General features: G+C 50.3%; 22 protein-coding genes. 11 read left to right on the forward strand and 11 right to left on the reverse strand.

The genetic code is table 11. From position 1 onward, the window contains the following. Window positions 1-5: 5 nt before the first annotated feature. The 5 genes from MN202_RS09725 to MN202_RS09745 form a co-directional block, all read right to left on the reverse strand. Entirely contained in the window at window positions 6-2,429 is a 2,424-nt protein-coding gene (locus tag MN202_RS09725) for a TonB-dependent receptor (protein WP_335735923.1), read from the reverse strand. Window positions 2,430-2,503: 74 nt separating this feature from the next. Further along, window positions 2,504-3,373: a carbon-nitrogen hydrolase family protein gene (locus tag MN202_RS09730; RefSeq protein WP_335735924.1), complete on the reverse strand. Its 870-nt coding sequence runs from the start codon at window positions 3,371-3,373 to the stop codon at window positions 2,504-2,506. 123 nt (window positions 3,374-3,496) lie between these two features. Further along, window positions 3,497-5,305 (reverse strand): MocR-like pyridoxine biosynthesis transcription factor PdxR, encoded by a 1,809-nt coding sequence (gene pdxR / locus MN202_RS09735; RefSeq protein WP_335735925.1) that lies wholly within the window; start codon window positions 5,303-5,305, stop codon window positions 3,497-3,499. A gap of 80 nt (window positions 5,306-5,385) precedes the next feature. Next, on the reverse strand, window positions 5,386-6,579 hold the full coding sequence (locus MN202_RS09740) for an MFS transporter (protein ID WP_335735926.1): 1,194 nt from the start codon (window positions 6,577-6,579) through the stop codon (window positions 5,386-5,388). Window positions 6,580-6,706: 127 nt separating this feature from the next. Further along, complete coding sequence (locus MN202_RS09745; protein WP_335735927.1) at window positions 6,707-8,902, reverse strand: serine hydrolase domain-containing protein; 2,196 nt, start codon at window positions 8,900-8,902, stop codon at window positions 6,707-6,709. Between the two features lie 205 nt (window positions 8,903-9,107). Here MN202_RS09745 and MN202_RS09750 point away from each other — a divergent pair, with 205 nt between their 5' ends. Together MN202_RS09750 and MN202_RS09755 are read left to right on the forward strand one after the other, a co-directional pair. Continuing rightward, window positions 9,108-9,530 (forward strand): BLUF domain-containing protein, encoded by a 423-nt coding sequence (locus MN202_RS09750; protein WP_335735928.1) that lies wholly within the window; start codon window positions 9,108-9,110, stop codon window positions 9,528-9,530. A gap of 134 nt (window positions 9,531-9,664) precedes the next feature. Further along, window positions 9,665-10,012, forward strand: coding sequence for a hypothetical protein (locus MN202_RS09755; protein ID WP_335735929.1), 348 nt, complete (start codon window positions 9,665-9,667; stop codon window positions 10,010-10,012). A gap of 80 nt (window positions 10,013-10,092) precedes the next feature. On the opposite strand, the gene MN202_RS09760 is transcribed toward MN202_RS09755, so the two are convergent. Both MN202_RS09760 and MN202_RS09765 read right to left on the reverse strand, forming a co-directional pair. Next, the gene (locus MN202_RS09760) at window positions 10,093-11,331 is read right to left on the reverse strand and encodes a type II toxin-antitoxin system HipA family toxin (RefSeq protein WP_335735930.1); all 1,239 of its coding nucleotides are present in this window, start codon (window positions 11,329-11,331) and stop codon (window positions 10,093-10,095) included. Between the two features lie 11 nt (window positions 11,332-11,342). Beyond that, complete coding sequence (locus MN202_RS09765) at window positions 11,343-11,657, reverse strand: helix-turn-helix domain-containing protein (protein ID WP_335735931.1); 315 nt, start codon at window positions 11,655-11,657, stop codon at window positions 11,343-11,345. Window positions 11,658-11,923: 266 nt separating this feature from the next. Between MN202_RS09765 and MN202_RS09770 the strand changes: the two genes are divergently transcribed. Then, window positions 11,924-12,076 carry a hypothetical protein gene (locus tag MN202_RS09770; RefSeq protein ID WP_335735932.1) on the forward strand — a complete coding sequence of 51 codons (153 nt, stop codon included), beginning with the start codon at window positions 11,924-11,926 and terminating at the stop codon, window positions 12,074-12,076. Between the two features lie 144 nt (window positions 12,077-12,220). On the opposite strand, the gene MN202_RS09775 is transcribed toward MN202_RS09770, so the two are convergent. Continuing rightward, complete coding sequence (locus MN202_RS09775) at window positions 12,221-13,756, reverse strand: S24 family peptidase (RefSeq protein ID WP_335735933.1); 1,536 nt, start codon at window positions 13,754-13,756, stop codon at window positions 12,221-12,223. 2 nt (window positions 13,757-13,758) lie between these two features. Then, window positions 13,759-14,355 (reverse strand): class I SAM-dependent methyltransferase, encoded by a 597-nt coding sequence (locus MN202_RS09780; protein WP_335735934.1) that lies wholly within the window; start codon window positions 14,353-14,355, stop codon window positions 13,759-13,761. A 141-nt stretch (window positions 14,356-14,496) separates the two neighbouring features. Between MN202_RS09780 and MN202_RS09785 the strand changes: the two genes are divergently transcribed. From MN202_RS09785 to MN202_RS09795, 3 genes are read left to right on the forward strand one after another with little or no spacing between them, the layout of a single operon-like run. Next, window positions 14,497-15,438, forward strand: a complete 942-nt coding sequence (locus tag MN202_RS09785; RefSeq protein ID WP_335735935.1) for a hypothetical protein — start codon at window positions 14,497-14,499, stop codon at window positions 15,436-15,438. Next, on the forward strand, window positions 15,438-16,010 hold the full coding sequence (locus MN202_RS09790) for a hypothetical protein (RefSeq protein WP_335735936.1): 573 nt from the start codon (window positions 15,438-15,440) through the stop codon (window positions 16,008-16,010). The genes MN202_RS09785 and MN202_RS09790 overlap by 1 nt, the downstream gene beginning before the upstream one ends. Continuing rightward, complete coding sequence (locus tag MN202_RS09795; RefSeq protein WP_335735937.1) at window positions 16,010-16,186, forward strand: hypothetical protein; 177 nt, start codon at window positions 16,010-16,012, stop codon at window positions 16,184-16,186. The genes MN202_RS09790 and MN202_RS09795 overlap by 1 nt, the downstream gene beginning before the upstream one ends. Before the next feature lie 43 nt (window positions 16,187-16,229). Here the strand turns inward: MN202_RS09795 and MN202_RS09800 are convergent, their stop codons facing one another. Continuing rightward, window positions 16,230-16,406, reverse strand: a complete 177-nt coding sequence (locus MN202_RS09800) for an acetyltransferase (protein WP_335735938.1) — start codon at window positions 16,404-16,406, stop codon at window positions 16,230-16,232. Window positions 16,407-16,583: 177 nt separating this feature from the next. Here MN202_RS09800 and MN202_RS09805 point away from each other — a divergent pair, with 177 nt between their 5' ends. Continuing rightward, entirely contained in the window at window positions 16,584-17,000 is a 417-nt protein-coding gene (locus MN202_RS09805) for an S-adenosylhomocysteine hydrolase (RefSeq protein ID WP_335735939.1), read from the forward strand. Then, window positions 17,000-17,932: a nucleotidyl transferase AbiEii/AbiGii toxin family protein gene (locus MN202_RS09810; RefSeq protein ID WP_335735940.1), complete on the forward strand. Its 933-nt coding sequence runs from the start codon at window positions 17,000-17,002 to the stop codon at window positions 17,930-17,932. The genes MN202_RS09805 and MN202_RS09810 overlap by 1 nt, the downstream gene beginning before the upstream one ends. A 161-nt stretch (window positions 17,933-18,093) precedes the next feature. Here MN202_RS09810 and MN202_RS09815 read toward each other — a convergent pair whose 3' ends face one another. Next, window positions 18,094-18,954, reverse strand: coding sequence for a YicC/YloC family endoribonuclease (locus tag MN202_RS09815; protein WP_335735941.1), 861 nt, complete (start codon window positions 18,952-18,954; stop codon window positions 18,094-18,096). A 125-nt stretch (window positions 18,955-19,079) separates the two neighbouring features. Here MN202_RS09815 and rph point away from each other — a divergent pair, with 125 nt between their 5' ends. Genes rph through MN202_RS09830 form a run of 3 tightly spaced genes read left to right on the forward strand, consistent with a single transcriptional unit; the run spans window position 19,080 to window position 20,861 of the window. Then, the gene (gene rph / locus MN202_RS09820) at window positions 19,080-19,793 is read left to right on the forward strand and encodes a ribonuclease PH (RefSeq protein WP_166836478.1); all 714 of its coding nucleotides are present in this window, start codon (window positions 19,080-19,082) and stop codon (window positions 19,791-19,793) included. 50 nt (window positions 19,794-19,843) lie between these two features. Next, window positions 19,844-20,488, forward strand: a complete 645-nt coding sequence (gene pyrE, locus MN202_RS09825; protein ID WP_335735942.1) for an orotate phosphoribosyltransferase — start codon at window positions 19,844-19,846, stop codon at window positions 20,486-20,488. 1 nt (window position 20,489) lies between these two features. Next, a complete protein-coding gene (locus tag MN202_RS09830) occupies window positions 20,490-20,861 on the forward strand; it encodes a diacylglycerol kinase (protein ID WP_335735943.1) in 372 nt (123 codons plus the stop codon). Window positions 20,862-20,926: the final 65 nt, after the last annotated feature.

The following is a 20,926-nucleotide window of genomic DNA, read 5'->3' on the forward strand; positions in this document are numbered from 1 at the left end:
TCAGCTTAGAACTGATAACTGACACTGAGACCAACAGTGCGCGGCTGGCTGATATAGTCTTTCGAGGCATTGCCGTAGAAGTTTTGCTCTGGCGCGGTGCCCATGTAGCCTTCAGACAAGGTGCCGGTTACGCCATCTTCGTTAAACAGGTTGCGTACAAATAACGACAGCGTCCAGTTGTCGGCATACAAACTGGTGCCGATATTGGCCAGCCAGAAGCTATCAAGATCTATGGCAAAGTTGGGGTTGCTGCCCAGCGCATTGCGTGACTCCGACTGGTAGTAAGCACTGGCCGAGCTCACCAGATAGTAGCCACTGCCCAAATCATAGCTGTGGCTTAAACCGGCACTAAGCGTATGCTCGGCCATGCTGGGTAACTGCTCACCGTCTTTGGCATAAACGTAAGTGCGTGGGTTGGCGGCACTGCCGGCTGGCGCAATTAAATCGGCCGTTAGCTTGGCATCAACAAAGGTGTAGCCAAAGTTATATTGCAGCGCTTCACTAAGGTAGCCACGCAGCTCCAGCTCTAACCCCTGTGAGCGGGCTGACTCACCGTTTACGGCGGCATAAAAACCCCAGTTTGGTGTCGGGATATTCAGCTGCGGATCGTCCCAGTCGGCACGGAACAGCGACAGCGAGTAGAAATGCCGGCCGGTATTGCCCTTCACACCCAGTTCCATATTTAACACGCTGTCAGAGGCATAATTAAGGTAAGCCGGGTTTTCGGCAAAGCCGCCGCTAATGGGCACCGCGCTGGTGCCGCCGCGGCGATAGCCTTCTGAAATAGTGGCGTACAGCATGGTATTGGCCGACCAGTCATAGGCCAGGTTTAGTTTAAACAAACTGCCGTTGTCTTTTACCTTAGAGCTGACATCAGACGCCCCCGGATACAGCGGCAACTCTATAATGGTGTCGTTGCTAATGTCGTTACTAAAATGGCGCAGGCCCAGCGTGGTGCGCAGCTTGTCGCTAAAGTGATAGGTCAGTTCGCCAAACAGCGAGGTGTCTTTAATATTACGCTGGTCGCGGTAGTAAAAGTCCTGCTCGCCCAGCACACCGCCCCAGCTGGCTAAGGTATCGGCAAAGCCACTGGCCAGCGCCCACTCGGTAAAGCCCGGCATCAGGCTGTCCTGACCGGACGCGGTTTCCTGATCCAGATAAAACAGGCCGACTATCCAATCCAGGCTTTGCTTGCCGTTAGACACCAGCCGCAGCTCCTGGCTTAAGCCTTTATCCTGATAAAAGCGGTTGGCACTGGCCATTGGCCGCGGCGAGCCGCCGTAGTAATTGGAAAACCAGCCATTTTGCGCATAAAAACCGCTGTTATCGCTGACTGAATTGCCGGAATGATCGTAGCCAGACGTGCTGGAGGTGGCGGTGGCAAAGCCCAGATCCCATTCCATCTCCAGGGCCCAGGCATCAACGTCGCGTTCACTGGGCTCAAGCTGAATGGCGCCGTTCTGATAGTCGTTATAACGCTGCTCAGTGCCGCTGACCCAGTTAGTGCCGCGGGTTACCTGACGCCGGGCGCCTATGTCATCCTGCTGAAACTGATAAGACAGCAAGGCGTTAAAGTTGTCAGATGGCTGCCATAACAGCGCCAGCCGGCCATAGTCAATTTCAACGGTGTCAGCATCTTCTACCGCGATAAATACCGGGCCGCCGTTGGCAACATCATTGCCCTGGGCTACCGGTTTACCGGCGGCATCGAGCTGATACACATTGGCGTAGTCGACGATACCGTCGTTATCTATCCGGCCTAAGTAACCGCGTACAGCCACGGTCTCGCTCAGCGGCATATTCAGCAGCAGGTCGAGGTTCTGGTTAAAACCTTCAGAGCCCTTGCTCTGGCTTAGCACGTCGGAGACCTTACCGCTAATGTCGGTTAAATCCGGCCGGTTCATTTTATAGCGCACCGTACCGGCCAGTGAACCCGAACCATACAGCGTGCCTTGCGGGCCGCGCAGTACCTCGACGGCGTCAATGTCTTTGAGTACAAAGTTGGCAAACAGCGGCGTGTCATTCAGGTAGGTTGATACCGTCGGGGCGGCGTTTAAAGCAAAGTCGCCATTTCCGGCCGAATCGATGTTCATGCCGCGGATAATAATGTTGTTTATCACGCCGGAGTTACGATAACCGCGGTCGACTACCGTGATGCCGGACATTTCGCGCATCATATCAACGGCGTCAATAATGTGTTTTTCTTCCAGCTGACTGCCGGACATCACTGAGATATTGTACGGCGTTTCTTCTACGGTTTGTACCCGGCGGCTGGCCGTGACGGTAATGCGCTCGACACTGGCTTCGGTTTTGGCTGTTTCAGTGTCAGTTTGCTGCGCCTGGCTGGCATAACTGAATAACAGCGCTGAGCTAACGGCCAGAGCCAGCGGGGCTTTGCTAAAAGCGGTATGGCGTGCTGATGTTGTCATTGTTCTGATCCCTTGCTGATTTATTATACTTTTGTTCAGGATAGGTAACTGACTGGTACCGGGTAAGCACCAGTTTAAAAGCTTTCATTGGTCCAGTTTTTACCCGCCGGTTTTTGCAGTGGGCCCAGTTGGTCCAGATAGCTTGAGCGTTGCTGCTGATATTGCGGAAACTGCACAGCCGTATCGCGAAAACTTTTTAGCGGCTGGCCCAGCAGCTGCCAGCCTTGCTGGCGTACGCGGCGCAGATAGGCTAAATCGAGCTGCAGCACAATAATTTCCTGCTGATCACCCGCCTGATACACCACCTCGCCGCCGGGGCCGGCAACAATAGACTGGCCAACGCCCATAGTGGCAGCAGAGTTAATATCAACCATATAGCACTGGTTCATGCAGGCATTGGCACGTGCCATAGCCAGCTCAATATTGCGATCGATAGTGTTGGTCAGGGTAGGGTGCAAAATCACTTCGGCGCCTTGCCAGACTAAGGCACGGATACTCTCGGGAAACCACATGTCGTAGCAAATGGACAGGCCAAAGCGGCCAACGCCCGGAATGTCGAATACGGTAAAGTCATTACCGGCACTGATACCCTCTTCATAGGGCAAAAACGGATACACCTTACGGTAACGGCAATGCACTTTGCCGTTAGGGGCAATCACCGAGCTGGTGTTGTAAATATGGTCGCCATCGCGTTCAAACAGCGAGCCGTTGCACAGCCAGATGCCGGCTTCTACCGCCAGTTCACAGTATTTTTGCTCGGTGGCGCCGGGCAGGGTTTCGGCAAAACGCGGTGCCGGGCCAAAGGTGCACAGTTCGGGCAGCAGCACCATATCCAGCGCCGGAAAGCGCCGTTTGGCGGCCAGTACCTGCTGGCGGATGACGGCAAAATTGTCCTGATTGGCGCTCAAGGCCAGTTGCAAGCCGGCAATATTAAAGGTGGTCATAGGTTAACTCCGGTGCAGGCAGCACGGCGAATGCTAAGGTGCTGCTTGTGGCTATTCTGTTAACAGCTTAAGCAAGCCGGCTGGCGCTGGGTAGAACCAGTTTGCAGTGAATACAGGAGCCAGTTACGGATGTAACACAAAAAACGCCGAGTCAACCAATTGGCCATTGCGCAGCCAGTTAATGCGGTTTTGCTGGATATACAGCTCAAAGCCCAGCACTTCGGCGTAAGACCAGTGCTGCCACTGCCGGTACCAGGTATCGCCGTCCAGCCACCACTTACCGCTGTCCTGTTTTTCGTCGTGGTAACCTTCAAAGCCCTGCATGCTGCCGTCGGCGGCCAGTTTAATGCGGTAAGGATCGCCAAATACGGTACGGCCGATAAACTCGCACTGGCTGGCAAACTGGCGCAGTGCATCGCCACGCAGCCGTTGGCCGTAGTCGGTTTGGCCGAGCGGCTCGTCGCTGTGCTGTTGCCACTGGTGCATCAGTTGCGCCAGCTGGCCGATACCGTCGCGTATTTTCGGTGTTGGAATGCTGCTAACCCCAAGCCGGAAATAATGCTGCGGCTTGGTTTTCCCGCCATAAAAGCGGCTGACCGGCTCAATTAAAATGCCTATTTTCGCCGCTTCGGCGGCAAAGCGCTGGCTGTTCAGGCTGTCGGGCCCCTGGATCCAGCAGGTGCTACCACCGACTGTGCGGCTGGTGACAATAGCGGTAGACAAGTAATGGTTCAGCGCTTCACGCATTTGCTGCCAGCGCTGCGCCAGTTCCTGATTCAGCCGGCGCATGGTTTGGTCGTAATAGCCCAGCGATAAAAACAGCCCCATAATGCGCTGATTATTGGCCGGTGGGTGGCGCGAGATTAAGCTGCGCAGCTGACGGGCCTGGCGGATCAGCGGCGCCGGCGCCACCATAAAACCGAGGCGCAAACCCGGCGCTAACACCTTAGAGAAGCTGGAGACGTACAGCACCCGGCCACTGCGGTCCAGGCTTTTTACGGCCGGATGCGGCTGGCTGATAAAATTCGTTTCGCACTCGTAGTCGTCTTCAATAATAAGGAAATTATCGCGCTCGGCACGCTCAATCAGGGCGGCGCGTTTTTGCAGTGACATGGTCACGGCAGTGGGCATCTGGTGGCTGGGCGTGACATACACCACATCAGCCTGCGGCGGAATGTTATCTACCGCTATGCCATCTTCTTCAACGTCAACATAATGCAGCGGCGCATAGGCCAGCTGGGCCAGCTGGCGCATGCCCTGATAACCGGGTTCTTCCATGGCCAGTAAGCTGTGGTTATTCAGCAGTAATTTACTGAGTAAATACAGGCCCTGTTGCGAGCCCAGGGTGATTAAAATCTCATCTGCTTTGGCAAAAATACCACGCCGTGGCAGCACCTTAGTGCGGATTTCCTCCGTCAGCAGCTGGTCATCATGCTGGCCGCTGTCGCTGGCCCAGCTTTTAATCTCGCCGACATTCAGGCTGAGCTTAGAACACTCGCGCCACTGGTTAACCGGAAACAGGGAAGGGTCGAACTGGCCATCAATAAACGGATACGGATACTGCTGCCAGTTATGCGGGTAGGGCGGCGGGCTGCTTTCCAGCCGCTGCCCGGTCAGCAGCTTGTCCCACGGATACTGGTTGGCATCTGCTGTGTTGTCATTGGTTGCAGCGCTGGGCTGCTCAAACAGTTGCTCACTGACATAAATGCCGCTGCGCTCGCGGCTAAGCAAATAACCTTCGTCGATTAATTGCTGATAAGCATGCACGACAGTGTTGCGGGCAATGCCCAGTTGTTCGGCCAGTTTGCGCGATGACGGCATTTTACTGCCAGCAGCAAAATAGCCGCTGATAATGGCACTGATCAGCTTTTGCATCAGTTGTTGTTGTAAATTGGTACTGCCGCTGGCATCAAGTACAAACAGATGCTGCATATTAGGTTCTTATTATTGTACTGCAGGTTAAAGCAGCATAAAGCCGCTGCAGCCAGAGTGCAACAGCGGTTGTTAACAACCTAAGCGTTGGCATTGTCCAGTGTCCGGCACGGATACAGCGCTACCACTGCTGCCAGCATTAACAGCACCACGGCGATATTAATCAGGGCGCTGTAGCTGCCACCGTCTATTACCAAAGCGGCAAACAAGGGCCCGCTGGCCAGGCCCATTTTTGAGGCAAAGCCGCCCAGTGCCGCCATCTGTCCGGCCTGATCAAACTCGGCACAAATGCCCAGCAGATAGGCAATGCTAAAGGCCCAGGTTACGCCCACCGCCAAATTTGCCAGCCAAAAAATAGCCGCGCTGGCGCTGTAGTGCAGGGCATAAGTTGCTGCCGCGGTGATCATAATACTAATAAATACCGGCAGCGCCCGGCCAAAACGGGTAGACAGCCAGATCACCAGCACCGAGCCTAGCAGCCCGAGCCAGGCCGATACCCCCAGCGCCGGTGAAATGATGCTTAAGGTTAAACCGGCCTGTTCGCCCAGTTCAATAATGTAGGCGTACAGTGCCATATTGGCAGCCTGAAATAAAAAAATGGCCAAAATAGCGGCCAGCAACGGCCGGTACTGCACTGGTGCGGCGCCGTGCTGAGTGGCAAGCGGCAATAGCGGATAAGCCGGTAAAAAAGCCAGCATCAGCAAAGCAGTCAGGCTAAAAGCGATCAGCGCCATAAACAACACCCAGGAACCAAACAGCGGCACCAGTGGTGGTAACAGCATTACCCCCAAACCGCCGAGGCCAAACTGCACCAGCAGCAACATACCAAAGGCTTTATGCACCTGGCCGCAGCGCGCCATAACCGCAAAGGCAATACCTACCAGCAGGCCGCCGGTTAAGCCGTGCACAGCGCGCAGTAACATCATCGGCAGCGGGTTGGTCAGTAGCATTGAGACTAAATCGAGGCTAATAAGCAGTAGCAGTAAAGCGGCCGCGGCGGTTTTCCACGGCAGTTTTTTCACCAGAAAGATGGCAATAAAAGCGCCAACGGCAGCACCGTACACATTGCAGGAACCTATCAGCCCGGCGTCGCGGGCACTGAAACCGCGGCCTTCTATTAAACCGGATACCAGCGCCGGCATAATATTGACGTAAAACAAGCCGGCGGTGGCTAAAAATGCCAGCATCAAGCGCGCCAGCGTACTGTCGGCGGCTACCGCAAACAGCCGGTAGCGCTGAGTGTCGGCTGCGTTAAGTGTGTGTTGCTGCGTCATAGTGGCTTAGCCTTTTTATTCTACTTGTTCGTTTAGCCTATCAGCTTTTACTGCTGTTAACAGAGCCAGTTTTCGCCAGCGGACAGAGCCAGTTGCGCTGCCGTCCGCCAGCCGCTGCTTTGGCTGCCTAGCTACATACCGGGCTGATTTTGGCCAGCTCTTTTACCGTTTTGGTAAAGCCGTACTCGCTGTTGTCGCTGACATAGTAATACACCATCTGGTTGGGCAGCATCACCACACCTATGCCGCCAAAGCCAGACATATACGGTACCCAGCTCGGGTTGCTACAATTTACCTGAGTGGAATCACTTAAATCATACCCCCAGAAGCCATAGCGATAGCGGCTGCTGGCCGTGCCATTCCCTGGCTCAGTAGGCAGGCCGCCATTACTGCCAAGTTGCATTGCATCCTGCAGCATAGTGGCATCCAGCAGCTGCTGGCCGTTGATCTTGCCTTGTTGCTCGTACGCAAAGCGGCCCAGTTTAATTAAGTCATCGCTGATAAAGCTCAGGCCATAGCCGGCCCAGGGCTGTGCCACCGCATCATAGGTGCGCTTGCTGTTGTAAGTTAGCGGGCTAAGTTGCAGCGGTTGCCACAACTCGTTTACCAGTAAGTCGGTGTAGTAATCGGCCGTGCTGCCGGCCAGAGTGCGATAATACTGCTGCATAGCGCGGCTTAAGATGTAGCTGTCAGAGCTGTGATAAACAAACTGGCTGCCAGGCGTCGCTTTACGAGGATAGCCACAGGCATGCTGCATTTTTAACTGGTGGCTGCCGACCAGGAAGAAGTTATCAATAGTAGCCTGGGCGCCCTCGTCGACCGACGCGCCGGCAGAGTTGTAGTTGCCGGTGGCCATATCCAGTGTCTGGCCAAAGCTGACGTCGGCCCAGCGGCTGGCCGCGCATTCACTGACATAGCTGCTGATCGCCAGATTGCGCTGGGTACCGCTGTACTTCTGCTCCAGTCGCATTAAGCCAAAGCCGGCAACCACCGATTTTGCCGTAGAGTAAGACGGCAACACCATCTGCTGACAAAACGGATAGTCGCCCTGACGGCTGCTACAGTTGCCGGCATAGTGCACGCCGTTGTAGTACACGCCATAGGCCGATAAATGGCTGCTGCTTTGGTCGGAGCCGATATTGGCAATGACAACACCCGCTTGCGGGTAGTCGCTGGCCAAAGCACTCAGCGGTTTTACCGGCAGCCGTGCGGCCAGCTCTTGTTCAAACGCTGTTTTAATCGCTGCGGCGTTACTGATAACGGCACTTTGGTAACTGGCGTTTACTTTGCCGTGCAGGTTAAATTTAAAATACTGACAGGTTTCCTGCGCTATCTGGTAGGCCAGTTTTGATACACTGCCATCGTCTTTAAATAAAAACGTCGTCACACCATTGTGGGTGCAGTTGGCGTTTACTTCCTGCAAGGCAAATGGCAGCGCCACGCGGCTGTAACCATTGTCGCCGTTTTCCTGCCATACCCGGCCGGGCAGTAACAAATATTCCCAGGACGGATGGCTGGTAGTAATAAGCTGGCGCTGCAGCGGGATCAGGTGTGTGCCATGCTGGATAAACTGAAAGCTAAAATCCGGTAAACGGTTTGGGTTAGTGTAACTGCCGGCCAGCGCCGTGCCTTGTTCGGTCAGAGTGCCGTTAACAATACTCAGCGTTAAGGTGCCGCTAAACTGGTTCAGCGGGTTAGCCGCATTAGCGGGCACTGCATAGTGGCTGTAGTTTTGCAGGCCAACAGCGGCCGTGCCGCTAAGCTGGCTGTAAGTCAGTGCGCTGCGCGTAACGGCGCCGGTGCCGGGCAGGCAATCGTAATCACAGTTTTCAACCGGCTCTGCGACGGTGCCACTCAGCAGGATGTTGTCGGCATAGCAATAGTTGCCGTACAGGCTATAAGCACGAAAGCGCAGCATCAGATTAGCCTGATTATCCAGCCCGTTCGCCATACTGGCCGAACGAAACAAACCGTCGTCCTGGCCGTTGGCCACGGTAAGTAAGTTTTGCCAACTGCTGCCACCATTAGTGGAGTAATCGGCATAACAGTAGTCACCATTAACCAGATATAACGCCGCCAGATCAACGTCCAGGCTAACATCGGTATAGCCGCTGGTATTTAGCGCAATGCTGGCCTGGCGCAAGCCATCCAGCCGTAGCGAGTAATTGCCGCTATATAAATTGGCGGCGTCGTAGCCATTGCCACTAAGGCTCCAGCTACTGTATTGGCCTGTCTGAAAATCTTCGCTGAATAAGGTGTCGGCAACCGCCAGCTGGCAGAGTAGCAGCAGGGCAGCGTTCAGGGTATTGCGCAGCTTTTTCATTGTATCAATCCTGATTAAAAAATAACCAGAGGTAACATCGCATAGCACCCGCTTAGCCAAAAGAACCAGTTTGGCAGAAAACAAAGAGCCAGATTAACGTCAGCAGGCAAATAAGCGTCAATCCGGCCGACAATAGCTATTACCGCATTGCTTTGCAGCAAAGTGGCGGTTATAACAATGGCACTCAGGTTTGAGGAAAAGTGCTGTGACAACAACTGCCATTGAGAAAGATGAAATCCAGCTGGTCTACATCAGTGAACGCTGTGCCGGCACTGATGACGCCGCCATTACCAAAATAAAGTTACGGGCCGAACCTAATAATCACCGGCGCAATATTACCGGCGCACTACTGTTTACTGAGCGTTATTTTCTGCAGTACCTGGAAGGCGAAGCGGCGGTAGTCGATGCACTTTACGCCAGTATTGGCCGTGACTCACGCCACACTAATGTGCGCCTGCTAATGCGAAAGCCGATACAGCAACGTGACTTTGCCCGCTGGAGCTTGGGGGTTAAAAAGCTGCTGGATAACGAAGAAAATCAGGATCTTATAGCAGTGCTAAATATGATAGGGCGGGCCAGCAAGGTAACCGAAACGCAGCTGGAGTGGTTTAAACTGGCGCTGCAGTAAAAGCGGCTAAAGTTTTCCGCTAAGCTAATCTGCCATCCGTATGCTTAACGTACATATCAAAAATATTCTCACTGTTCAGAGCTGTTGCCAGCCGTTAATCTGGCTACACTGAAGCAGAGCCTAAGGAGAAAGCTATGGATAAAGATGTCATCCTGCTTGAACAGCAGTGCCTGGAAGCCCTGCGTCACAACTTCCCGCTATTACAACAACTTAGCGGCAGCATTAGCTTTGTCGCCGAAGCCGACTCGCCGATGCTAACCGCTACCGCCTGGCACCTGGCCGAAGCCGATAACCAAATGCTAAAACAGTCAGGCGTAAGAGGCGCCATTTTAGAACTGCTAGATAACCTGGTAGAACAGCGCAAGCGCCAGCGTATCCGGCCAAACCGCGAAGGGCGCCTGCTACTCAGTGCCGGCCAGTTGCACCTTGAATGGTTAAGCGATGGCAGTGTGTCGTTGTTGTCTTACAAGAATGCGAGTTGAAGGTTGCCCCAATCTCAATTGGGCGCGATATTGGCCTGGCTGCAAGGAAGTGGTCAAAAATGAGTTGATCACTACAGGTTCTAATCGAGTAAAAAGCAGTCGCGCAATAGCTCTCTTTCTTCTTTGCTGACACCAGCTTGTTGGGCAAGGCTTTCCCACTTTGAGACGGCCCTCAACAATCTTTGCTGGATAGCTTTTGCTTTACTCGCGTTAACGTGAAAATACTCTGCAACTTCAAATGCCAAATCTATAGAGAGCGCATTGCTCACATCGTCAATATTAAGGTGTAAGCCAGTGGCGTATAACATAGGGTTGATATCGTAGGCGGGAGATAGCCGCCATCCAGTGGGCTCTAGAATGAATCCGTGATTTCTCAGATGATCATCACAATTCGACACCATGATGTTAAACAGCATTCTTGTCCAAAGTTGTTCAAGGTCTTGCTGAGTATTAGAGCCGTGCTGTAGCAGAAATTCAGCCAGCTCTAAGTAACTTGCGCCATTATCCTGACCATCAAAGTACTCAAGCTGAGTCATTGCAGAGCTGAAGTGAAGTCGTTTCCCAGATGTAGTGCGGTCAAACCTTTTCGTTAAAAAAATATGATGCTTACCTATGGCTTCAACTTTGGATTCTGCCATTTCGATGCCTGATTCAGTGGCCATTTGGTAAACAAGAAACTCCCATAAGCCAATATCGTAGTCATCGTGACGACTAGGGAACTTGGCTAACCACAAACTGTTATCGTGATTTCTAATTGAAGCTTTTGGTCTGGCGCCACCTAATGATGAACCCGGTGAGATCAGCATATTAAGCCATTTTAGATATTCTGGATTATCTAAATCAGGAGTTTCCTCTAATTTATTGGCGGCTTGTTGTAGCTCGGGCAGGCGGGTTATTGCAGGCGCACATAGCTCATGGCTATTGTCTAGAAATGGGCCCGTTGGCGATGTGCGAAAGCGCAGTGCGCCCATACGAAATGAATCATGCACACCCAGTAAGTAATCTGTCTCGTTCAGGCTTTTGGCTCGTCGCTTCTCTCGCCTGGCAATCACCGCTTCTCTACGTTGCATTAGCAACCGTCCCCAACGATCAGGGCATGAGTCGAGAAATGTTTTGAAATTTTTATCGCCCAGCGCATGCTGTTCGCCAACGAATAGCTTTAAAGAGGGATCAATTTGCCGGACATAGTCGGAGGTTAGCCATTTCTCATCATAACTAAAGCTGAAATGCTCTTTTCCTCTAATTTTAGACGAGCGTAAAGTACCGACCAATAAAGGATCAGTTGACTCAGTCCAATCTGCATAAACATAGATTTCCATAATTGCTGCTCTTATTTTTTATTCAGTAATTGAATGTCTTGCAGCTTTCTTCCCAGCTCGTCATCAAAGGCGACTTTAGCCAGGTCATCCAGTAAGCCGAGGGACGCTAATACGTTGACATAGTGCCCAAGCGAAACGGAAGGATCACCCTTAAAGATTTTTCGTAGCGTCGGTTTAGACAGCCCTGTTCTGCTATGCATCATTTCTTGGGTAATGCCGCGTCGCTTCATCGCTAGCGTTAAGTTTTCACCCAAGATGCTTAACACCTTTTTGTGCTTGGGGAACACGACAGCAGTGCGTTTTGTTTTTGATTCGATAGTATCCATGGGGTGAAACTATATTTTCTTTAATATAAATTTAGTGAAATTATAGTTTCATTTTTAGCGTTAAGTAAAGTGGCAAATTAGAATTCACAACGGAATGATGTTGAAACTGAAATTTCCTTTCTAGTTGTTTTGTGAAAATATAGTTTCATTTTATTGGTTTTAAGCCGTAAGTCATCAAATTACTAAAAACTCGAAGTAGGGCGAGTCGCATAGCTGTTACTGGCCGCCAATCTGACTAAACTGAAACAGAGCCTACGGCGAAAGCTATGGATAATGATGTTATCCTGCTTGAACAACGCAAGCGCCAGCGTATCAGGCCAAACCGGCAAGGCCGCTTGCTGATTGAAGACGGTAACCTGGGCGTTGAATGGTTAAGCGATGGCAGTGTTTCGTTGTTAGCTTATAAGAATGCCAGTTAACTACTTACTTAAAACGCATGTTGTTTAACTTCATCCAAATTCGCCACCATAATCTGCTGCGCCTGCGGGCGCGCTTCAATTTTGCTATTTAAAAACTGCCTACTTTGTATTGCGACGGGAAACTACCAAATAAGTTGATGTAGTTTATTGAACAATACCTTTTAATCTGGCAAAAGTTCGCATAGTTTCATCGGCTGCCAGTGGTGGATAATTCGGGTTTTTGGCGATCAGCATGTATTGCCCGTCAGCAACTTTCTTTACATCACGTAGTAGATATTGGTTGTCACCGCTTTCATCCTGACGCTCTATGGCAACAGTGCAATTTTGCAATGAGCCAGCACTGGTTGGGCTAATCAGCTCCAACAAAAGTAGTTGTCCGTCTTGAATAGGATTTTTGCCACCGTTCATGGAGTTGCCGCTGGCGCGGGCTAAGAAATGCTTGTGCGGGTTAAGCGTGCCAAAGCCAATTGGGGCGACAAGGTGTTCTGCATTACCGGCATCTCCGGTTTTAAAATGCCCGCAGGCAATTTTGATCTCAGGAAAGTAAGGTAGCATCAGGCTGTCAGCGGCCGACTCTGTAACGGCCTGATCATTGGCGGCAACTTTGCTAACCGGCAGTATCAGTGGTTTAGCTGCTACTGCAGTTGTTGATTCGTCAGCATACACAAACTCATCTTTGCTCAGCCATAATTTAGCGCCATTCGCCTGTGCAACACCGTATGCCCAGTCACTTACTGCGCGTGATTTTTCTGCATCGCAGTAAAAGTAAGCTGCTAGCTCAGAACTTAGTACAGCTGAGTGCATTACCAGATTTTGTTCTTGCCAGTTGTCCCGATGTCGCGGCGCTGCCAGATGGTCACGTTTGCTATTGTTACAAGCGCTGTGCGCTGCGACAAAATTATGACCGAGGTCGGTTGAGTAACGCGCAAACGGAATAAAGTGATCAACATCGGCATTACGTTGGTCGTTCAGCGGTTTATTGCAGTAAAAGCACTGACCACGCTGGATCTCAATCAACACAGGTCGGGCTTTATTCAACGCATTACGATCCACACCAAACAAAAACTGCTGCAACTGGCTTTGTGGGCCTATCAGTTGTTGGTTGTCTTTAATGCTCTGAATTTTTTGCAGCCAGGCATTTTTTGCCAGGTACACCACCAAGTCATAAAAGCGCCGGAATGAATAAGCGATGCCAGAGTTCAGCTTAATAAATTTACCGTTATTGGTATGCGGGTACAGAAAACACTCTGCTTGCTTAGACAAGATCTGCAAGCGCCATAGCGGGCCGTCCTTTAATGTGGCCAGCGTAGCTCGGTAAATCGCTGGCCAGTATAGGCTTTGCTTTAATTGGCGGATATTACGAATATCATTTTGCTGACACTCGTACAGCACGCTAATAACTTTGGATTGCTTACCTGCATTTTGCTTAAGCAGTGCTGCATCACCGTTGGAACTCGCGGCAAAAGGCATGGCATGGTGCCAGTACAGCAGGATAAATTTGTCCACCAAATCATCTAACATGATCACAAGTTCGCTATCCGGTTGCTGCAGTGGCTGTTCGACACAGACGTCGGCAATCGCATGCAGCAAGGCAAACTTATAGGTAGCGACAAATTCACCTTCATTCAGCATGCGCTGAATATAAGCAATAAAATCCAGTTGTTGCTGCATGCCGGCCATGGCTATTCAGTATCCTTTGAAATAAGTGCATTTAACCAGGTTTCATGGCTACGTTCTTTGCGTTGGTCCTGCGTCAGCCAGGTTTTAATAAGGGTTAGGCCGGCGGTATTGGTAAGTACATCGGCAAGTTGTACCTCATTTAAGTCAGTAAAACGCCGGCCATTTACTTCCCGTTCGCTATCGCCGTATTTAAAAGAGGCGTAAAGCACTGCACCGGGCTTTAACGCCCGTTGTAAGCGACAAAATACTGAAGGCAAGGTGTCACTTGAAACATGTAGCAGGCTGGCGCAACACCAAATGCCGTCATATTGCTCGTGCTCGTTTAACTGCTCAAAGTTTCGCACGTTGACTGTTTGCATCAGGCGCTGGCTGGCAATGCGCGCTAACTCTTTGCTGGCATCAAAAGCGCTTACAGCAAAGCCAAGCTGTTTAAAATAAGCTGCGTCACGGCCGCTGCCACAACCGGCGTCAAGAATATAGCCACCTGGTGCAACCATAGGTAAAAACGCGGCGTACAGAGCAGCCATATCTAAATTGGTTGTTTCCCGGGCATATTCCACTGCATACCGGTTGTAATAATCTATTGTTTCAGATGACATTTTTCTGCTGACATTTCTCGATTAACGCTTTGATACTACCTCTGTTACCGCTGATTTAAAAGCTTAGTAATTACTGCTTGATAATTGTTCTTAAAATGTAAAATGTGTTATATTTTTGCTTTTCATGGATGAGGCCGAATAATGAAAACTCTTTACGATATCCAACGTACCAGTCAAATCCGCCAACAAGCGCAGCAAAATCGGCAAAGAGAAGCGCTGGCTAAGGCGCTTGCGGCCAATTCACACTCTATGTTTGTGATGAATGAAACCGAATTTTTTGAGTTGGCGGTAAATATAAAACTGCAACAAGGCTTAACGGAACAGCAGATTTTGTCTTGGCTTGAAACGCTTAGCCAAGAGAATACTGGCGTAAAAGCACTGTGGCAACGCAGAGGCGGTGGGTTGAAAAGTCTTCTTTCATTTGCGCCAAGTTTATTAGATAGCGCAGCGTTAGCTGTACTGGCAAGAGATTTGAGTAAAAGCGGCAATGTACTGACGAAATACCAGATTAAAAATTATCACGGTCGTACTTATGTTGTGATTAAAGGTTATGCGGCACTGCGGCGGCACCTGACCGGCAGCCGTTATTTGGCTAGCCACCCCAAAGTTGTGTCAATGGGCATCGGTAAGGCAGATGCGGTTAAATCGATTCGAACAGGCTTCGTACTTACATTGGTTTTATCAGTGAGCTTTCATGCTGTTGATCAGCTGCTAAACGATCAGAAAACCTGGCATGACTTTGTGGGCGGTGTAGCGGCAGATGTTATTTATGCTGGAGCCGCCTCGGCGATAGCTCTGGCTTTTTTGTCCTTGATTGCAGGAGGCTCTGCAACTTTGATCATTGGGCCACTTTTAATCGTACTGGCCGTTGGCGTACTCACAACAACTCTGTTTCTGTTCATTGATGAGCATATACAACTTGGCCGCCATATTTCTCAGATGCTATCAGAAGCTCAAGCTCAAATTGAAAGTGATATACTCAGAGCAGAAATGAAATCTAAAGAGTTAAAAACTCAGTGGAGCGAAGATACGCTAGCGTTTTTACATAAGTTATTTGCGGTTCCGAAGTGGAGCTTAGAATAATGCCGCAACAAACTGAGCACTTTGAGCGTAAAAAAGCGCTGGCAATTTTTTTGTCGATAGTGATGTTGGCGATGACTGCTGGCTACGCTTTTTTTGCTGCTGAGTTTTTACAGCGGCTCAGCAGTTTGGATGCGCAAGCGTTTTACCTCAGAGTCTCCATGATGGTCATACCTGGTTTAATTGCCACACCCATTTTATTGCTGTCAATTTACGTTATGTTACGCCGGCATTTCGGTAATTTGCCTGAGCGGCATTTTGCGCTGTGGGTAAAAATGTCGCTGGTGTTATTGGCCGTGGCTTTTGCGGTGCGTATTGTGTTGGGGTTCTGGTTGCCAGGCTATGTATCAGAAAATGGTTTTACGCATTGCAGCAAGCTTGAGAACCCTTCGCCTTTTGCTTCGCAAGTGTGGGTGCGCCAACCGCAATACTGCCATGAATTATCCTATTTGGTTAACGTTGAAGTACTGGAGTGGTTTGATGAGCAGCAAGCCATAGGTGCTAAGCCTTCTGTTGAACAGGTAACTGCGCAGATTGAATTATTAATTGCTCAGCGTAAGCAACGGTATCAGTGATGACGGAGAACAGACCAGAACGCGGCATGCCAGAGTTTGAAGCCTGGCTACTAGCCAAAGCGCAAAAATGGTCTGATGAATTAATTACGACGGAAATTCCCGAAGAGCTGGCTGATGTTGGCAGTGGTTTAATCGCCGGCCCGCGCAGTTGGGAAGACGTTCCCACCGTTTTTTAGTTGCTTGTGTTGTTGCTCAAATAACAGAAAACATCTATTGCTACTACAGGCATGCTAAACGTTTAAAGGTGTTTTTATGTATCTGCATCATTCGTTTTGTTTCGCTCAAAACGATTAGCTTACCTTCAGGTGTATCTAAGTCGAGCTGCTTAACGGGCTGGATCTTTGGCCGTTGAACAGGTTCGGTAACACCATATTTTGCAAGTAGGTTTTCTTTCATCTTAAAGCTCTAGCTGATTCTTTGGCTGCTTAGCGAATTGATTTTATCCTACAAATTGCAGTGTTTACTATCTGCAAAGGGCTTCGTTTACGAAGTGCTGAGCAAAGTGTCGTATTTTTGCTTGGGAGTTTGTCGTATTTTTGCTAAGCTTAGGCAATGTTATACCGGAGGTGCCTTGTGCCAAAGTTAAGTTTAAAGCAACAGGTTGAGCAGCAAATTAGTCGTACTAAGCAGGATGTTTTTCTGCGCGCTGATTTTGAGCAATTGGGTGGCTATGATCAGGTAGGACGGGCACTTCGAGAGTTAGTGGCTGAGGGTAAGCTACTGAAAATTGGTTATGGCTTATATGCTAAAGCCCGGATAAGCAGCATCACGGGTAAACCTATGCTGGCATCTAATGGTGGTTTTAAGGCGGTATCTGAACAAGCACTGGAGCGATTAGGGGTAGCCTGGCAACCATCCGATGAACTGGTGCGCTACAACAAAGGTGAAACCACTCAGGTTCCTGTGAATGCCAAAGTTATCGTAAAAAGCCGCTTTAACCGCAAAATATCTCTGCGCAATATGCAACTTCAGGTCGAGCAGCGCTCATAATGCTGCCCGAACCAGTCATCTTTGCTGAGGTTGCAGATGTTCTTAATATCACGGACCCGGCTATCGTCGAAAAAGATTACTTCCTATTACAACTGCTACGCTTGCTCAGTACCACTGAAATAGAGGGATATCGACTGGTATTCGCCGGTGGTACCTGTCTCGCTAAGGTATATAAACATACGCACCGAATGTCTGAGGACATTGATTTAAAATTGGTGCCTGACGATGCCACAAAGCAGTTAAGTAATTCTGCGCAAAGAGCACTTAGAAAGCGTATCCACCTCAATATTACGAACCAATTACTCAGTAGCGGGCTTTTTACTCAGAGCCAGGATGCAGTTATCCGAAATGAACGTCGTTTTTTCCAGTTGCTGCTCAATTACCCAAATGCATACCCTTCCAGTGACTCACTGCGTACACATATTCAATTAGAACTGACAGAATCAGAGCTGTTACAGCCGGCGTCGCACCACTCAGTTAGTTCGCTTTATGCTGAGGTAACAAAGCAGGCGCCAGAGATTGAACAGTTTGCTTGTGTATCTCTTGAATCAACCGCCGCTGAGAAACTTGTTTCGCTGCTACGCCGAACTGCATTAGCTACCCGTTTTTCAGAGCGGCAGGATGACGATCAGTTGATCCGCCACGCTTACGATCTCTATCAGATTGAGGCTGAGCTAGAGAATAAGGCAGAATTCAAACAATTAATCGACGTGGTGATAGCGACCGATGTGGCTCAGTTTGGCGAGCAACATCCTGAGTTTAGAGCTGACCCTGATAATGAACTGTTATTTGGCTTGGCACAGTTAAAAGACCCCAAATACGCTGAACGTTATAGTCGATTTATCGGACCCTTGGTTTATCACCCTGAGCCAGTTGCTTGGTCTGATGCCCTCAAAACTGTTCAGTTGCTGACAAAGCAGCATATTGGTTGATTGCTGTATCAAGCCTGGAGGTGAATTAAATCGGAAGTTTGAAAAGACTTTGCTGCGACGAGTTACCTCAAAATACTCACTGTGAAAATGAATACTTAGAGGCAATTCACCTACCGAACCAACAGACCAAGAAGTTGGTTTTTATGTTTAAAATATTGATTTTATTCAATGTTTTGAATTTGCTCGCGCATCTGCTCAATTAACACTTTCAGCTCTACCGCGGCGTTGGTGATCTCAGTGCTGATGGCTTTTGACGACAGCGTATTCGCTTCGCGGTTAAACTCCTGCATCATAAAGTCGAGGCGACGGCCGCAGGCGCCGCCTTTTTTCAGCGTGTGGCGGGTTTCTTTGATGTGAGCATCGAGGCGGTCGAGCTCTTCGGCGACGTCAGATTTAGAGGCTAAAAATGCCATTTCCTGCTCTAACCGGCCTTGCTCTATATCGGCTTTAATTTCGTTTAAGCGGTTTACAATACGATCGCGCTGCCATTGCATCGCTTGTGGCAAGTGGCCGCGCACAAAGGCGACCTGTTCGCTAATTGCGCTTAAACGCTGTTGGATCATTTGCTCGATGGCTTCGCCTTCGCGGCCGCGACCGGCGAGGAAGTCTTGCAGGGCGGCGTCGAAACCGGCCAGCAGTTCAGCTTGCAGACTATCTAAATCTTCAGTTGGCGTTTCCATAACGCCTGGCCAGCGCAGGATGTCGGCAATATTTAACTGCGCTTGCGGCGCTTTTTGCAGTAACTGCTGGGCTTTTTGCAGCAATTGCTCGGCAAATACGTCGTTTAACGTTAACTCGCCAGCGGCCTGGTTGGCGTGGTAGCGCAGGTTTACTTCAATTTTGCCGCGTTGCAGGCTATTACGCAGTTTGTCGCGCAGCAGGCTTTCTAAGCCACGAAACTGCTCGGGCAGGCGAAAGTAGGACTCCAGGTAACGTTGGTTTACCGAACGGATTTCCCACTGGGCGGTGCCCCAGCTGGCTTTGGTTTCGTGACGGGCGAAGGCGGTCATGCTGTGGATCATAAATGGCTCTCTGGCGACAAATAAACACCGAGTATACCGCAGGAAAACGGATTTTGGCGAATTGCTCGCCCTCAAACTAGATACACCCTATAATAACCGCCATTGTTAATTTCAGGAGTGCAGCTATGCGTCCAAGTGGCAGAACCGCCAGCCAGATCCGTCCCCTTACTTTTACCCGTCAATTTACCGCTCATGCTGAAGGTTCAGTATTGGTTGAATTTGGTAATACCAAGGTAATTTGTACCGCCAGCGTAATTGAAGGTGTGCCGCGCTTTATGAAAGGCCAGGGCAAAGGCTGGGTTACCGCCGAGTACGGCATGTTGCCACGCGCGACCCATACCCGTAACGACCGCGAAGCAGCACGCGGTAAGCAAGGTGGCCGCACTATGGAAATTCAGCGTCTGATTGGCCGCGCACTGCGCACGGCAGTAGATTTAAAACTGCTGGGTGAAAATACCATTACCATTGACTGTGACGTCATTCAGGCCGATGGCGGCACCCGCACGGCGTCTATTACCGGTGCTTGTGTGGCCCTGGTAGATGCACTTAACCATATGCGCGCTAAAGGCATGATTAAAACCAACCCGCTGAATTTTATGGTGGCTGCGGTATCGGTGGGTATTTATAAAGGCACAGCGGTGGCTGATTTAGACTACGCCGAAGACTCAAACGCCGAAACCGATATGAATATCGTGATGACCGAAACCGGCAAAGTGATTGAAATTCAGGGTACCGCTGAAGAAGCGCCGTTTAGCTTTGAAGAAATGCAGCAGATGATGGATTTAGGCAAGCATGCCATCCGTGAAATTATCGACGAGCAAAAGCGCGTATTGGCTTAAGGCTGATTTAAGGTTTACAGGTAAAAATCTTTGAAGGTAAAGATCAGGCTATGAAACAATTTCAGATTGATTTTATTGAGTTTGCGCTGTCGCGCCAGGTATTGAAGTTTGGCAGTTTTACGCTGAAATCCGGCCGCACCAGCCCATACTTTTTTAATGCCGGTTTGTTTAATACCGGCGGCGATTTAGCCAAGCTGGGCCGCTTTTATGCTGCGGCGCTGCAAGACAGTGGCCTTGAGTTTGATGTGCTGTTTGGCCCGGCGTACAAGGGTATTCCTATTGCCACCACCACGGCGGTAGCCTTGGCGGACCATTATAACCGTGATGTGCCGTACTGCTTTAACCGCAAAGAGGCGAAAACCCACGGCGAGGGCGGCAATTTAGTGGGCTCGCCGCTTAAGGGCCGTATTATGCTGGTGGATGATGTGATTACCGCCGGCACGGCGATTCGTGAATCGATGCAGCTGATTCAGGCGCAGGGCGCTGAGCTTACCGGCGTGTTAATTGCGCTGGACAGGCAAGAGCGCGGCCAGGGTGAGCTGTCGGCGATTCAGGAAGTTGAGCGTGATTTTAATACTAGGGTCATTTCTATTATCAGCTTGCCGGATTTAATCAGCTATTTAGCCGATAAGCCGGAGATGGCGCAGCATCTGGAAGCCGTGAAAGCCTACCGGGCGCAGTATGGTGTGAACTAAGATGTTAAAACCAAACGGCGTTGGTTTAGGCCGCATTATTAAAGCAGCAAAATGCTCAATGCAGGGTTTTGCTGCCAGTTGGAAGCATGAATCGGCCTTTCGCCAGGAAACCACTTTAGCCGTTATCTCGGTGCCGTTAGCGGCCTGGCTGGCGAATTCTGTTAGCCAGTTTGCGCTGTTGGTTGGCGTATGGTGCCTGGTACTGGTGGTAGAGCTGTTAAATTCGGCTATTGAATCACTGACTGACCGGGTTGGTCTGGAGCGGCATGAATTGTCGGGCCGCGCCAAAGATATGGGCTCGGCAGCGGTGTTTGTCAGCTTAGTGATCGTGGCGCTGGTATGGGGCGCGGCACTGTACGAGCGCTTTGTTTAGCTTTTTGCTGACCAACCAATTCTTGCAATGTTAATTAAGGAAGGGATTAGGTGTGCTTTCGTAGC

Origin of the sequence: Rheinheimera muenzenbergensis (assembly GCF_036984005.1) — a bacterium.
GTDB classification, from domain to species: Bacteria; Pseudomonadota; Gammaproteobacteria; order Enterobacterales; family Alteromonadaceae; genus Alishewanella; species Alishewanella muenzenbergensis.